The 15,103-nt window shown below is 58.6% G+C and carries 11 protein-coding genes; 4 read left to right on the forward strand and 7 right to left on the reverse strand.

The annotated features are described in order from the left end of the window. Positions 1 to 109 precede the first annotated feature (109 nt). Positions 110 to 322, forward strand: a complete 213-nt coding sequence (locus JW799_RS28410; RefSeq protein ID WP_240353186.1) for a hypothetical protein — start codon at positions 110 to 112, stop codon at positions 320 to 322. Continuing rightward, the gene (locus JW799_RS28415; protein ID WP_240353187.1) at positions 319 to 615 is read left to right on the forward strand and encodes a hypothetical protein; all 297 of its coding nucleotides are present in this window, start codon (positions 319 to 321) and stop codon (positions 613 to 615) included. Before JW799_RS28410 ends, JW799_RS28415 begins: the two co-directional genes overlap by 4 nt. Before the next feature lie 69 nt (positions 616 to 684). On the opposite strand, the gene JW799_RS29535 is transcribed toward JW799_RS28415, so the two are convergent. The 7 genes from JW799_RS29535 to JW799_RS06765 all read right to left on the reverse strand — a co-directional run bounded on the left by JW799_RS29535 (position 685) and on the right by JW799_RS06765 (position 10,273). Next, positions 685 to 2,250 carry a discoidin domain-containing protein gene (locus tag JW799_RS29535; RefSeq protein ID WP_205429165.1) on the reverse strand — a complete coding sequence of 522 codons (1,566 nt, stop codon included), beginning with the start codon at positions 2,248 to 2,250 and terminating at the stop codon, positions 685 to 687. Further along, a complete protein-coding gene (locus JW799_RS06740) occupies positions 2,157 to 3,401 on the reverse strand; it encodes a hypothetical protein (RefSeq protein WP_205429166.1) in 1,245 nt (414 codons plus the stop codon). Before JW799_RS06740 ends, JW799_RS29535 begins: the two co-directional genes overlap by 94 nt. A gap of 152 nt (positions 3,402 to 3,553) precedes the next feature. Next, on the reverse strand, positions 3,554 to 5,176 hold the full coding sequence (locus tag JW799_RS06745; RefSeq protein WP_205429167.1) for a response regulator: 1,623 nt from the start codon (positions 5,174 to 5,176) through the stop codon (positions 3,554 to 3,556). Further along, positions 5,154 to 6,911: a sensor histidine kinase gene (locus JW799_RS06750; RefSeq protein WP_205429168.1), complete on the reverse strand. Its 1,758-nt coding sequence runs from the start codon at positions 6,909 to 6,911 to the stop codon at positions 5,154 to 5,156. Before JW799_RS06750 ends, JW799_RS06745 begins: the two co-directional genes overlap by 23 nt. A gap of 65 nt (positions 6,912 to 6,976) precedes the next feature. Then, complete coding sequence (locus JW799_RS06755) at positions 6,977 to 8,350, reverse strand: ABC transporter substrate-binding protein (protein ID WP_139787055.1); 1,374 nt, start codon at positions 8,348 to 8,350, stop codon at positions 6,977 to 6,979. Positions 8,351 to 8,485: 135 nt separating this feature from the next. Next, entirely contained in the window at positions 8,486 to 9,316 is an 831-nt protein-coding gene (locus tag JW799_RS06760; RefSeq protein WP_205429170.1) for a carbohydrate ABC transporter permease, read from the reverse strand. Positions 9,317 to 9,337: 21 nt separating this feature from the next. Next, the gene (locus JW799_RS06765) at positions 9,338 to 10,273 is read right to left on the reverse strand and encodes a carbohydrate ABC transporter permease (RefSeq protein ID WP_080832280.1); all 936 of its coding nucleotides are present in this window, start codon (positions 10,271 to 10,273) and stop codon (positions 9,338 to 9,340) included. A 731-nt stretch (positions 10,274 to 11,004) separates the two neighbouring features. On the opposite strand from JW799_RS06765, the gene JW799_RS06770 reads away from it, so the two are divergent. Both JW799_RS06770 and JW799_RS06775 read left to right on the forward strand, forming a co-directional pair. Continuing rightward, entirely contained in the window at positions 11,005 to 13,800 is a 2,796-nt protein-coding gene (locus JW799_RS06770; protein ID WP_205429172.1) for an endo-beta-N-acetylglucosaminidase, read from the forward strand. A 261-nt stretch (positions 13,801 to 14,061) separates the two neighbouring features. Further along, on the forward strand, positions 14,062 to 15,099 hold the full coding sequence (locus JW799_RS06775) for a phosphodiester glycosidase family protein (RefSeq protein ID WP_205429174.1): 1,038 nt from the start codon (positions 14,062 to 14,064) through the stop codon (positions 15,097 to 15,099). Positions 15,100 to 15,103 lie beyond the last annotated feature (4 nt).

Raw genomic sequence — 15,103 nt, forward strand, 5'->3', positions numbered from 1 at the left:
TTTCTTCCAACTCTCTGAAACTGCGAATTAGAATGCCCGTAAATAGCTTTAGGCGATTCGCGAAACTGCAAGAATCGCAAAACTTATCGGGCATAGGAGGATTTCTCGAATGGGTTTGTTCGATCTATTCAAAGGAGACAAAAGCACGGAAGGCATGACGCCGCATTTCGCGTTCGCGAGCTCGCTGCTGTACATGATGCAATCGGACGGGGAAATGGATCACGAAGAAGTAGGGCAGCTGCTGGCCGTCTTGGGCGGAGAAGAGCAGAACGGCGTCATCGGCGTCGGTGCGAACAACCGGGCTCTGCTGGTCGGGCCTTGAAATACGTTCGCTCGACCCCGATCGACAAGTTTTTGCAGGAAGCGGCTCCGATCCTGACCGACGCGCAAAAAATTTGCATCCTGGTCAACCTGGTCGATTCCTCTCTCGCCGACGGCGAACCCGAGCATCAGGAACAACAGTTATTCGCCAAGTTCCTGGCCGCGTTCAACGTTTCGGAAGAGCGCTTCACGCCATTCTTTGAAGTCATTTCCTTGAAAAACGACCGTTCCGTCTTCCTCAATCAAAACCACCCGAAAAACCAACCGGGGTATCAGGTCAAGCTGCACGTTTAATCTCGCATATACGACAGGACCGTCTTCGGGGCGCTTCGCCTCCGAAGGCGGTCCTGTTTTGGCTGCCGCCTACAGCGCGAACAGCTTCAGCTCCTTGACCCTCACATAGCCGTTGTCGGTGCTGACAAACCGGACCTTGCTCGTCGCGACCGGGTCGGCGAACGCCAGGGAGACGACCGTACTCGTCTTCGGATTTCCGCTCGCCGACGCTCCCGGGATATCCGTCCAGCCGCTTCCGTTCCACGCCTGCAGCTTGAAGTTCGACACCGCGTTGCCGTCGCTGTGGCCGGTATGAACCTCCGCGCTTCCGATGGCATAGCTTTGGCCCAAATCGACCTCCAGCCAATGCGGGCCGTTCGTATTCGCGCTTACCCAGCGGGATTCGTCGGACACGACGCCGTCCACCGCTTTCTCCGCCGCGAAGACGTCATAGACCGAATCCGCCGTCGCCGGCTTTCCCGCCGCCACGTTTGCCGGGCCGACGGCCGTCGGCGCGAGCGCCGAAACGTTTCCATCGCCGTCCACCGTCCGAACCTGATACTCGTCGCCGGAAACGCCCTCCTTGTCGAAGTAGTACGTCCCTTTCGATACTTTGTCGTATGCGGCCCCGTTTTTGAAAATTTCGTAATAGGAAATCCAGTTGTCGTCGGCGCCTTCCGTCCAGGTTACTTCGATACCGTTATAGCCAAGGTTGGAAGCTTCGGCTTGCGAGACGTTGCCCGGCGCGGAGGGAGCGGTCGTATCGCTGCCCGACATCGGCCGGTTTTCCAGGTTGAAGAAAATGACCTCGCCCTGCTTGAACGGCGTCAGCGGAATGCCGTTGGTCATCCAGTAGGAGCCGCTGCGCGTTTCCGTCGTTTTGCCGCCTTCCAGCGTCGCGACCGTGTAGCTGGCCGACGCGTTCAAGCCTTTGGGGAAGACGGTGACATTCGTGCCGACCATCGCGTCTTTTTTCGCGAACGTGATGTACCCTTTGGAGCCGTCGCCGCTCATTTTTTGCAAAATGCCTTCCTTGTCGCCCGCGCTGACGGCGGGACGGTACACCTTCACCCATCTGCCCATGACGCCCTGCGTCTTCAGGTACCGGTACAGGTCCACGTCCCGGCGCAGCGGCTCCATCTCGCTTGGCGTCCCGTCGACTTTGCCGGCGATCGTCAGGTGGTAGCTCAACAAGTAGCGGTTGCTTTTGCTGTAGTTGCCGATGTCGCCTCTGCCGTAGCTGACCTGAAGCTTCTCGGAAGGGAACAGCAGCGACGTATAATACCCGTCCTCGCTGCCCGCCGCTCCGTCGCGCAGCTGCACCACGTCGCTGAACCGCGCCGTTTCGATCGACAGCAGGCCCGCCCCGTCGCTGCACAGGAGCAAGGCCGCGCCGGGATTTTGCTTTTTGAACTGTTCGAGAATGTAGAGAATGTTGTTGGCCTTCAGAATCGTTCCGGAGTCGGCGCCGTAGTCCGTTTTCAGCATAAAGCTCCCGAACTCGGTTTGTTTTTGATTCAGCATCGCGAGGATGTGCGCCACGACGTCCTGGCGCTCCGTCCTTAATCCCGCCTTGTACCAGGAAGGATTCGCCATCCATTCCGGATGAGCCGCGGCAATTTGGGAATTCGCTTCCGCCCCCAAGGGACGAGCCACAGCCCGAGTTTCTGCCCGTTTTTAACCGCGTAGGCGTTGTAGGCGGCGTTGCTTTCTCCCGGCTTGTTGTTCCAGTCGCCCAAATAATCCTGCCAGCCGGCGTCGATCCAGATCAAATCGCCCCCGATATAGCGGGTCGAATGGATCTTGTTCAGGATGTGGGCCGGGTCGCTGCCGTAACCGCCGAAGCGGACAAGCGGAAAATACTCTTCCCGGGTGTAGTCCCACTTGTAGCGATAAGTGAAATCGAGAATCGTATTCCCCATATCGTCCAGGTCCCCGGAAAACACGCCCGTACGGCTTAGCGGACCCTTCAACGTCGCGTTGTTCGCGATCGTTACCGGGCCGGAGCTCGTCTTCATCTGCGCGAACGTCCGGCCGGAAAAATCGCCGACCTCCGCCAGCCAGTTCCCCGTGTAGTCCCAGGTGACGAAAATTCCCTCCGACAACGTGCGGTTGTACAGCGCCAGAAACGGATGGTACTTGTTGGAGCCGTTGCCCGCGAAGGTCGTGTTCGCCGTCGCCGGCTTGGGGTCCAGCAGCTTGTTCCAGACGGGCGTATCCGCCTTGTCGCCGCTCATGACGTAAAGGTCGACCTGCCCGGCATCGTTCTGCATCACGCGTTGGCGAAACGCGGATATATCCGCGAAGCTTTGGGAGCTTCCGGAAATATTCCGGAATTCCGACCATTCCTCGATGACGCCCGTCGAAGGATACGCGACATAATGACGCGTAACCTCGACGACGCTGTTATGGATAACGACGCTAAGCTGCAATTCGCCTTGCGCCAGCGTTTGCGTCCGGTACGAATCGTAAATCCAGCCCCCGCCGGAGCCGTTGTACGAAGCGGTTCCGATTTTGACGTTGAACTCGTCGGAGTTCGGGCTCGCCCCCTGCACGTAATTTCGGCCGGTCGCCTTGTTGACCAGCCGGGTCATCGTATACGTCCCCTCGCCGAAGCGCACCGCCTTCTCCACCTTGCCCGTCCCCATCGTCCACGTCCGCGTGGCCGAATCGTAATTCACGTAAGCATCCCCCGACGCGGCCGCATTCGCCTTGCCGCTCCCGATCGGCATTGCCGCCAGCAGCACGCAGGCCGCAACCGCCGCCAGCCAGCCCGTTCGAACTTTCGGTTTGCTTGACGCCGACATTCGTAAGCCCCTCCTTTGCGGAATGTGCAGCTCATACGCGCAAGGTTGATCACCTTGATTGTATGCGCTTACAATTTTTACTATAGCAAGCGGAGCACGTTAAGCACTATGCACTTTTCGTACTCCTTGACGTGGATTGTTTTGACTTCTCGTTACGAACCCTTGAATTCGCTCGGGCTTTTGCCGCTGTACTTTTTGAATACTTTGGAAAAGTAGGCCCGATCCGAAAACCCGAGCGTATACGCGACGTTTTCCACCGTTTCGTTCTCCTGCCGCAGCATCCGGATCGCCATGTTAATTTTGAACTGGTTGACGTATTCGGTGAAGTTGACCCCGGCAAGCCGTTTGAAAAACCGGGAAAAATAACTGGGATTCAAGTGCAAATAATGGGCCATGTCGACCGAGGTGACCATTTCGTCCACATGCTCTTGCAAATATTGATCGATCGCCTGCAGCCGCAAATCCCTTTCTTCCTCTTTGCCCCCGGGCGCAAGAGAGTGACGGACGAACAAGCCCCGCAGCTCCCGGCGAGTCAGTTGAACCGCTTCCGCAGCTCGAACGGCCAGCCCGAGATGCGTGTAGAAGCCCTCCCCCACCTGCCCGTTCGTCTCGTACGCCAGCTGCCGGACGAGATCCGCGCAAGCTTCCTTGACCAGGCGGGGCGGCAAGCGGTCCGCCGCAACCCGCTGGCTCATCGCGCTGACGGCCAGATCGATCCACGATCCGTCGTTCTCCTCGAGCGCGAGCGACAGCAAGCCTCTTTCCTTGTCGAATTTGCCGTCGGCGGCGGGATCGAACGGCGCCGGCTCGGCCGATACCGCCGCCGCCCCGGCGCTGCCGTAAAAGCTTTGCTCGCGGCAAGCCGTCATCCGGCGATGGGCGGCTCCGATTTGCGCCAGCGGAACGGCTTCCGGCCAATAAAAGCCCAGCACGTCGATTTTCAAGTACTGCTTCGTTTTTTCCCGTACCGTCTCCATGAAGCGAAGCATGTCCGCTTCCGCCCCGTCGGCCTTGCCGCGGCTTGGGCTTCCTTCGGCTTCCCCGGGGCCGGCCGCGTTCCAGATCAGATAAATCTCGTAATCCTTGGTCATGAACGGGGTAACGGGAGCCGCGCCCGCATCGGCGCAAATTTCCGTCACCATGTTGAATACCGCGTACTGGATCAAATGCATGTCCTCGTACCCGTACCGCTCCGCGACGGAAGCGGCGTCGAGATGGAGGAAGCCGACCCGAAAAAAAGGCAGCTTCCACGAAATGCCCAGCCGTTCGCCGAATTGCATCGTGCCCGTCAAGCCGCCGCCGCCGGCCAGCAGCTCCTTCAGAAAGCTCGTCTTCAGCACATCCTTGTTGCGCTCGATATCCTGCCGAATCACATAGCGCTCCATCCGCTCGCTGCGGGCCCGAAACTGATCCATCGCCTTGCGCAGGCTGACGCGAAGCTGCTCGGCCGAAAGCTCGTCCTTGATCAAATAATCGTCGGCTTCCATCTGGAAAGCTCTCTTGGAATACTGAAACTCTTCGTAGCACGTCAGGAAAATCAGCCTGACCTCCGGCTTGATCGTGCGGAAAGCTTGCGCCAGCTCCAATCCGTCCATGCCGGGCATGCCGATGTCGGTGACGACCAGGTCGGGCAGCGCGGCTTGAAACCGCTCCAGCGCCTGCTCGCTGGTGGACGCCGAAGCCGTCAGCTCCAGCTCCAGATCGAGCTGCTTCAGCAGCTGCGCCACATAGTCCAGCATCGGGACGTCATCGTCAATCAGCATGACCGATATCATCGGAAGCCGCCTCCTCGGGAAGAGTCATCGGGATGAAAAACACGACGGCCAGGCCGCCGCCGGAACGGTTCGCGGCCGAAAGGCGCGCCAGAGGCCCGTATAAAATCCGCAGCCTTCTGGCGACGTTGACCATGCCGACCCCTCTGCCGGACGCGGGCGATTCCTCTCCCGCGATCCCGTCAAGGCGGTCGTTGAGCCGCTTGAGCCGTTCGTCCGGCATGCCCCGGCCGTTGTCGCCGATCTCGATGCGAAGCCCGGCGCCCGTCCATTCGGCGCTCAGCTCGATCGCCGGGTTCTCGGGACGGGAGGAGAAGCCGTGGATGATCGCGTTCTCGACGATCGGCTGCAGCAGCAGGCGCGGAAGCCGGATCGCTTCGGCCTGCGCGCCGATCCGGCTATGGAACCGGATGTCCAGCCGGTTGCGGATTTGCATGACCTGGATGTAGCTCCCCAGCACTTTGCACTCCTCCGCCAGCCCGACCGGCTCGACGCGCACATAGGCGCGCAGCAGCTTGATCAGCGATTCCAGCATGCCGCCATGCGCCGAATCGCCGGCAAGCAGCAGGTTCACCTTGATGGAATTGAGCGTATTCAGCAAAAAATGCGGACTGATCTGGGCGGCAAGCGCCTGCAGCTCCAGCTTCCGCTTCTCCTCCTGCTCGGTCTCCACCTGATGCAGCAGCTGATTGAGCTCGTCCAGCATCTGATTGAACGCCGAGGACAGCTGGGCGACCTCGTCCTTGCCCTTGACCGGCAAGCGCACGTTCCGGTTGCCCCCGACGTACTGCTTGACGTTGGAACGAAGCAGGCTGAGCGGCTTGTTGATTTGTCCGGCCCACAGGACCGACAATACCAGAAAGCCGACGAAAAAAATGCCGACCACCATAATGGAAACGAAAAATTCGCGGTTGATCTGGCCGACGATGGAGCTCCTTGGCGTATGGCTGGCAAGCTGCCAATCCACTCGCGGAATCCGCACTTCGCCGCTCAGCACATCCGCGCCGGAAAGGTCGCCAATTTCGTTCGCGGAAGCGATCCGGCTGCCGGACTTGTCCGTCAGCGTAACGGCGACTGCCGGATTGCCCGTATTCAACACGCTTTGGAAATAGGAATTCGGAATGCCGATGAACAACGTCGCCAGCTTCTCGGAGTTGCGCGGGTCGGCGATGACGCGCGCCGCATAATAATGCGCGGGAGCGGCATCGCCGCTCCCGGAAGGGAACCACTGCAAAATCGAGGTTTCGCTGTCGTCCACGCGGCTGCCGGCCGCCAGAAATCCGTCCGGCAGCTCCGAGAACAATGCCCGGTCCAGGTTGCCCATGACGATCCGGTTTTTCCGGTTGACGATGAGAATTTCCAGATTGGCGTCGAACGACTGCACGGTCAATATGTTGGCCATCGACTTCAGCTTCGAATGCCGGGCGTACGCCTCGTAGTCCGTGAACGAGTCCTTGTCCTTCAAGTATCGCAGGCTCTCCAGCGCTTCGGCGTCGTACGACTGGGAAAAGTAAATCGAGGCGAAGGATATCGTGTCGATCGTCTTCGTAAGTTGGTTGGCGATCACCCGGAGCGTTTCTTCATTGGAGCGCAGCGTCCGGTCGGTCACGTTCTGCTTGACGGACGTATACGACCAGAGCGTAACCGCCATGAACGGCAGCAGGATCAAGATCAGGAACGAAAACTGCAGTCTGCGATGGAAAGAAAAGCGGCTCATCCAGCCCATTAACGCGCTCATCTCCACCCCGTCCTTTACTCATTCCCCATTATACCGCATTCTCCCCGCTGCCGCCCCGCGTTTTTCTACGGATTGGCCTGGATGACCTTCTCCGCTTCCTCGGTCATTTCCTTTCGCACGTCCTCGAAGCTGCGGTTGTCCAGCATGAAGCTGTTGAACCCGTTTTCGACGATGGTTTTCAGCTCGGCTCCGTACGCCACGCTCACGCCGCCTTCCGGCATTTTCACGTTCGGATCGAACAACGTTTTGGACAACGACTCGATATCGATCAGATCCGTGTTGTCCCCGAAAAAGTCCGTCAGCAGTTGGTTGCCGTCAACCCCTTTGGCCGCCGGGATTTCCTGCGTGAACTTGTAGGACTCGGTCGTCATCCAACGGACGAAGTCGTATGCCGCTTCCTTGTTTTTCGAGCTTGCGCCGATGGCGATGCCGCTGCCCGAAATGTTCGTCATGCCCATATCGGTCGCGTCGACGGCGCGCGGAATCGGGGCGTACTGCATCTGGAATTCATGAGGGAACCTCTCCAGGTTGAGACCCGCTCTGACCGCGTAGCTCGGCACGGCCAGCATGCTCGCGTTTCCGGCGAAAAACTGCTGGAGCACGTGGTAGTTCGAAGCGAGAACGTCGGCGTACGGCTCTACGCTCTTGTCTTCCTTCTCCATGGCGCGGCGGAGATTGAAGAAGTATTCGAAGGACGGATCGTCGAAAATCGGTTTCCGGTCGGCCGACAATTGCGGATGCGGGCGCTCGGTATAGGCGATGATGTTCGGGTATTCGCCCCACGTATGGAAATACGTTCCGTAGTGTTCGTCCGTCGTCAGCTTTTTGGCGTATTCGCGGAAATCGTCCCACGTCCAGCCCATCTCCGGCAGCGCCAGGCCCGCTTCCTCCAGATGGTCCTTGTTGAATACGGTAAACCACTGCGTCGAGTTGGTCAGCAGCCCGTAAACCTGATCGTCGAGCTTGATCACCTTGGTATATTCGTCTTCCGGCGTGACGCCCTCTTGGGCGAACAGGCCGTTAAGCGGTTCCACGATGCCGCGCGAAGCGCGCTCCAGCACCTGCTCCTCGTTGCCCGTCATGAAGACGTCCACGGCTTCTCCGCCGGCAATCAGCACATCCAGCTTGGTCATGAATTCGACGCTGTCGCTGTTTTGCACGAGGGAGACGTACTCGACCTCCACCTTGTCCTGGGACTCGTTGTACGCCTGCACCGCCTGATAGAACGGCTCTTCCGGCTTGCTCATTTTGAACGTGTAAAATTTGATTTTCGTTTTTTCCGCGGGCGCCGCTTCCCCGCTGCCCGAAGCTGCCGGCGCCGTCGAGGACGGAGCCTCCGCGGACGGCGAGGCGTTCGAATTGCCGCCGTTTCCTCCCGAGCATGCCGCAAGCGCAAAGACCAGAATCAAGCTTGTAAGCGCTAAACTAAATCGTTTCAAAAGAATCCCCCCGGTTTTGGTGTCGTTGCACGATCATTATACCTTCCCGCCGTGCGGCTCGCCGTGTACCGTATTGCGCTTTCGGCGTGGACATTTTTGACTCTCGCGAGCCGCGGCTGCGACCGGCTGAGGGCGTCAGCCCTTCACGCCGCCGATCGCGATGCCGTTGATGACCTGCTTCTGCAGCGCCAGGAACAGCGCAAGCAGCGGAATGTCGGCGGAGACGGCGGCCATCATCATGACCGAGATCCGCGTGCCGAATTCCTCCTTGAAAAACTGCATGCCGAGCGGAATCGTATACAGGTCGGTCGAATACAGGAAAATAAGCGGTCCCTGGTAGTCGTTCCAGGTCCAGATGAACTTGATGATGCCCACGGTCGCCAGAATCGGGCGGCTGAGCGGCAGCATGACGCTCCAGAAGATGCGGAAGTAGCCGGCCCCGTCCAGCTCCGCGGCTTCCAGCATATCGTTGTGGATGCCGGCCATGAACTGCCGCAGCAAAAACGTAAAATAGCTGGAAAACATGCTCAGGAGGATAAGGGAAAGGTGCGTGTCGTACAGCCCCAGCTCCTTGATCATAATATAGCGGGGCACGAGCGTCGCCTGCTCCGGAATCATCATGAAGGCGAGCATCAGGCTGAACACCAGGGCGCTCCCCTTGAACTTGAGCTTGGAGAGGGCATAGCCGGCCATGGCCGAGATGAGCAGGGTGGCCAGCGTGGTCAAAATGGAGATTTTCAAGGAGTTCCCGTAAAACAGGGTAAAGGAAACGTCCCCCATCCATACCTCTTTGAAATTTTCGATCAGGTTCCATTTTTCGGGGATCCATTGAATCGGGAACGTCCATACGTCCTTCTCCGTTTTGGAAGCGGCCGACAGCATCCAGAACAACGGCAGCAGAAAAAACAGCGAGATTACGGCGAATGCGGCGGTCAGCAGCCAATTGCCGAGTTGGATTTTTCTCATCGAGTAGGCCTCCGTCATCGGTCAGTAATGAACTTTGCGGTTTTGCGAAATCCAGGTAATCGAGGTCACCAGCACGATCATGAGGAACAGCACCCAGGACATGGCCGACGCATAGCCCATTTTAAAGCGCTGAAAGCCTTCTTCGTAGATCTGATACACAATGACGGTGCTGGAGTAGTTCGGGCCGCCGTTGGTCAGGAACTTGATAATGTCGAACACCTTGAACGACGAAATAATGCTGGTAATCGTCAAAAAGAACGTCGTGGGGCCGAGCAAAGGCAGCGTAATGCGCCGGAACTGCTGCATGCCGTTCGCTCCGTCGATGGTCGCCGCCTCGTACAGCTCGTCCGGAATATTGGTCATCCCCGCCAGGAAAATGATCATTTGGTACCCGAGCAGCTGCCAGACGTAAATGATCATGATGGCGACGAGCGAGAAGCTGGTATCGACCAGCCAGTTGGGCGGATTGTCGATGCCGAGCTGCAGCAGCGCCTGGTTGATCGGCCCCTTCGAGGGATGATACAGCGCCGACCAGACGGCGGCCGTCGCGATCGTCGAGCAAATATACGGAATGAAGAATGCCACTTTGAAATAGCTCTTGGCGTACAGCTTCTTCTGGATGACGGCCGACAGCGCGATGCTGATGACGAGCGTGGCCGGAACCGTTCCGATCGTAAACCAAATGTTGTTTTCCAGCGCCATCAGAAACTTGTTATCTTCAAATAAACTGAAAAAGTTGTCCAGCCCGATCCACTTGATAGCGGACAGGCCCCCGACCAGATTCCACTCCGTAAAGCTCAGCACGAGACTGAACCCGAGCGGAAAAAGGGAAACGAGAATCATCCCGATCACTTCCGGAGCAATAAACAGCCACCCGGCCGCCTCCGCGCGCCTTTTGCGCGTCCAGAACCGTTTTTTGGCTTCCGGAGACTTCGAAATCGCTACCCGTTCGTTCATCGCTTTCGCCCCTATTACCTTAATGTGTCCCCATTGTAGCAAGACGGGGGCGGAAATACGGTACATGTTTCATACCCGTGGGCGTGTATTATTTTGACTTTTCGGCGTATGCGAAAGGTAACCGACGGACGGGGAGATTTTGTATGAAAAATCGTACAATTGCCAAGGCAGAAGGGGAAAAACGGGGGGGGGGGTTGTACGAAAAATCATATAAAAACGGGCGCGGAACCGACGGACGGGGGGCCAGGGACGGTGTAAAGAAACACCGCAACCGAAACAAGGCGGCCGCATGGCCGCCTTGTTGGTTCCCCGGCTCGCCATCCAATGGGCAGGACTCGGCCAGAATGGGGTTTGCCGCCAGCCGTCAGCGATCGATCGTTTCCCCATCGTCCGGCACGAGAATTCGATCGCGCAATCCCTTCTCTTCAATAATGCTCCTCAGCTCGCCCCGGGACAAGAAGCAGTGGTTGACCGCCTCCATATGCGAGACGATCACCGTCGCTTGCGGAGCCGCCAAATGCGTCCGGAAAATCGGGCCCCGGCACTAGTTCGAAATCTTCAGGGGCACGATCGGAGCCTAGGCATCGAGAACGAATCGTGAAATCGGCGGTTCGTTTTTCTTTAGTTTCTCCCTTAAATCTTTAGTTTGTCCTCTACTTGAAAGGGGTTACATGTAATAGATTAGGGGTGATTCATCAGGACGACAAAACGCGGAAAGGGAGAATGATGCATTGAAGACTCGCAACAAGAAGAAAACCTGGTCCAGGTTCACGGTGCTCAGCGTCGCCACAGCCTTGTTTACGGCCAGCTTCCCGCTTGCGGCGGCGGCCGGGGACACCTGGCCTTTTGCCGGAGATCAGGCTCACGGCGTTAACCAGCCCAGCGTGCACGGCTACACGAGCGGCCATATTGCCGACTGGAGCCCGGAGCGCGACCCTTATGCGGAAATGCTCCGGTCCCATGTCCCGCTTCAGCAGCGGATCGCTCCCTTCGCCTCGTCGCAAGCCAATCCGAATCTGGATCCGGACGTCAAAATGACGAACGTCAGCGGCGACTACGGAAACGCGTTTATCGAGAACGCGCCTTACACGAACAAATTCGCCCAATACCATTTTCATTTCTGGCAGTATGTCGATTACTGGTCGCCCTGGCACGGAACCGCCACGGCCTACACCCCTCCCGAATATTACGACGAGCTGGCCCAGAAGGACTGGCAGCAAAAGTGGTTCGAGTTCGGCATGCTGAACATCCCGAATCCGACGTACACGGACGCGGCGCACAAAAACGGCGTGCTGTCGCTGGCCGGCATCTTTTTCTCCAATAACGACCGCGGCCAGCAAACGTACAAGCAGATGATCGTGAAGGACGAAAAAGGAAACTACCCGGTCGCCGAGAAATTGATCGAGATGGCCGAATACTTCGGTTACGACGGTTACTTCATCAACCAGGAGGAGCAGAACCCCAACGTCGCCGTCGCAGACATTCCGGATTACATCGGATTCATGAAAGCGCTGCAGGACGGCGGGCTGTACGTTCAGTGGTACGACTCGCTGAACACGGCGACCGGCGCCAACACGTTCGCGCGCACCTTCCATGACCACAACATCTCGTTCCTTTACGACAAGGCAACGGGCGAACAGGTGTCGCAGTCGTTTTTCTTCGATTACGGAATGGGGAACAGCCAGATCAATGCGGCAGCTGCCTATCTCCAAAATCTGAACGCCCAATCCGGCACCGATTTCGAGCTCGACGACGTCGGCTTTGCGGGCCTTGAAGCCGGACGCGACCGGTTCAAAAGCGTCAACGGCACCGCGCTGAAAAACAAGCTGGACGCAAACGGCGTGCCGCGCCTCGGCATCGCCACGCTCGGGGCGGACTTCGTCCACGCGGGACTGGACGAGGACATGAACCTGGGCTGGCCGGTCCGGCACCGCGCGGAAAACGAGTACCAGTGGATGACCAAGCTGCGCGAACAGCTCTGGTGGTCCGGCCCGAACGTCGATCCGACGAATACGGCGACCTCCCCGACGAATACCGTCGCCGACGTCTATGCCGACAACCGGTACTGGCCGGGAATCTCTTCGGTCATCGCCGAGCGTTCGGTCGTGGGGGGCACGAATTTTTATACCGATTTCAACACGGGGCACGGTCTCTCCTACTATCGCGACGGAGCGGTCTCGAACCCGGACGAGTGGTCGAACATGAGCCTGCAGGACGTTCCGGTCACCTGGCAGTGGTGGCAGGACACGGCCGGCAGCCGGCTGGACGTCGACTTCGATTACGGTCCAGAATACGACCTGGGCGACTCGGGACGCCAATCGTACGAGCAGATCGGCGCGTACAACGGAGGAAGCTCCCTCGTCGTCAGCGGCAAGCTGGATGCGGAAACCTTCCTGCGTCTGTATAAAACCGAGCTGAGCGTAAACGCGAACTCAAAGCTGTCCGTCACCTTCAACAAGCCGGAAACGGACGCGTCCGCCATGCAGGCCGGGCTTATTTTCGCCGATCGGCCGGAGGAAGTCGTGAAGGTTCCGGTTCCGGAGAGCGGGAAAGCGACAAACGGCTGGGCATCGGCCGAACTCGACCTCGGCGCCTATGCGGGCCGGACGATCGCAGCTTTCGGGCTCGTTTTCGCTCCGGAGCAGGAAGCGGTCGAAACGTATCAAATGAATATCGGGCAAATCCGCATCCATGACGGCTCCGCCGTTCGTCCTTCGGCTCCGTCCAAACTGACGATTACGGAAGCGTACGCGGACACCGGCGAAATGAACATCAGCTGGAAAATGAACGAAAACTACGAAGTCGTAAAGCAGTACAACGTTTACGTCAACGACACGTTCGTCGGCGGCAAATACGACGAGGTGTTCTACATCAAAGATCTCCCGGCGCTGTCCGGTACGATCAAAGTGGTTCCGGTCGGCGCCGACGGACGGGAAGGCGAAGCCGCCGTTCTGCCGTTCGACCTGACGAGCACGGTATCGAACGTGCAAGTCGAATCGACGGCGGACGGCAAGCTGACCGTCAGTTGGACCAACCCTTCGGTATCGACGGGCAACTTGAAAATCAACGTCGAATCGGTCAACTGGGTGACATCCAAAAAACCGGTGAAGGAAAATAAAGTCGTTTCCGAAGGCACGACCTCCGTCGTTTTCGACAAGATGCCGGTCAACGGGGACGAGTATGTGGTAACGATCGCTCCCAAACGCGGGGACGCGGTGTCCGCAAGCGGAGCCTTCATCGATACGATCGCCGAGCCGTATGCCGAGGACTGGTATTGGGAGGGCGACACGCTCCATCTGCCGATGCCGGAAACGAGAGACTGGCGCTATCTGTACGTATATGAAGACGGGGTTCTCCGGTCCTTCCCGACCACTTACGGCGTAGGGGACAAAGACCGGATCATCCGCGGCCGGAGCACGAAGGCAAGCCTCGCGTTTCCCTCGACGGCCGAGAACGTGCATGTCGTGCTGGAGGATTACGCGGGCAACCAATCGGAGCCGGTCGTTCTCAGAGGCGGCGACAATTAAATAACCCGACGCAGACCGAACCCGCAAGAGCGCGCTTCCCGCGCGCGTCTTGCGGGTTTTTGCGCGGCGCCGCTCAAGCCGCGGCGTAAGCGGCCGTTATCAAAGCCGGGAAAATGCTTGCCGTCGCGGAATGGGGATCCGATGCCGGGTCCTCCTTTTTTCGTTTAAGACTCATTAAAGGTTGCCGCTCTAAGATGGGGGCATGAACGGGGCGGGCAGCCGCCGGAAGAAGCCGTTCAGTTGCCGAAAGGAGTGGAGCTTATGTTCCGCCAACGAAAAAAAACCAAAATCTTCGCCATAATAGCCGTCATTCTGCTGGCGCTCGGCACGACTGCGTACCGGCTCGCCGATCGCTATCTGATCGAGCACGTCGAGGTCGTCGTCGCTCCGAACGGCGCGTCCGCCCAGGGGCGCCCGGAAACGTCCGCAACCTCCGAGTCCGCGGAAGCTTCGGAAGACGCCGGAGCCTCGGAGAGCTCGGGGACATCCGGAACGTCGGAATCCTCCGGAACCGATGCGCCGGACGCCTCCGCGACGGAAGCGGAATGGGACGACTGGAACTACACGGACGAAAACGTCACGATCCGCATCGAAAAGGTGCAAACGGGCTCTGGCGACGACGTCGTCACCTACTTCGCAGCCGACGTCCAGTTAAGCGAATCGGCGGACTTGCTAACCGCCTTCGCCAAAAACGCCTTCGGCACGAACATCACCGAAGACACCTCGACGATCGCCGCCAGCAATAACGCCGTATTCGCCATTAACGGCGATTATTACGGCTTCCGCAGCGACGGCGTCGTCATCCGCAACGGGACGCTGTACCGCGACGAACCGGCGCGCGACGGCCTGGCCCTGCTCGAGGACGGCACCCTGATGCCGTATGACGAGGAGGGAACCTCCTCGGACGAGCTTCTTGCCCAGGGGGTCACGAACACCTTCTCGTTCGGCCCGATTCTCGTTCAGGACGGCGAGATCGCCGGCGACTTCAGCAGCGTGCGCATCGACAACAACTTCGGCAACCGTTCGATCCAGAACGCCAATCCGCGAACCGGCATCGGGATGATCGCGCCGAACCACTTTCTGTTCGTCGTGGTCGACGGACGCGAGGAAGGTTACAGCCGGGGTATGACGCTGACCGAATTCGCGGAGCTGTTCCGGGAGCTCGGGGCCACCGAAGCCTATAATCTCGACGGCGGGGGCTCGTCGACGATGTATTTCATGGGCCGGGTCGTGAACGATCCGCTCGGCGAAGGCAAGGAACGCGGCGTCAGCGACATTATTTACATTCCCCCATCTTAAAGAA

Origin of the sequence: Cohnella algarum (genome assembly GCF_016937515.1) — a bacterium.
Classification (GTDB): domain Bacteria; phylum Bacillota; class Bacilli; order Paenibacillales; family Paenibacillaceae; genus Cohnella; species Cohnella algarum.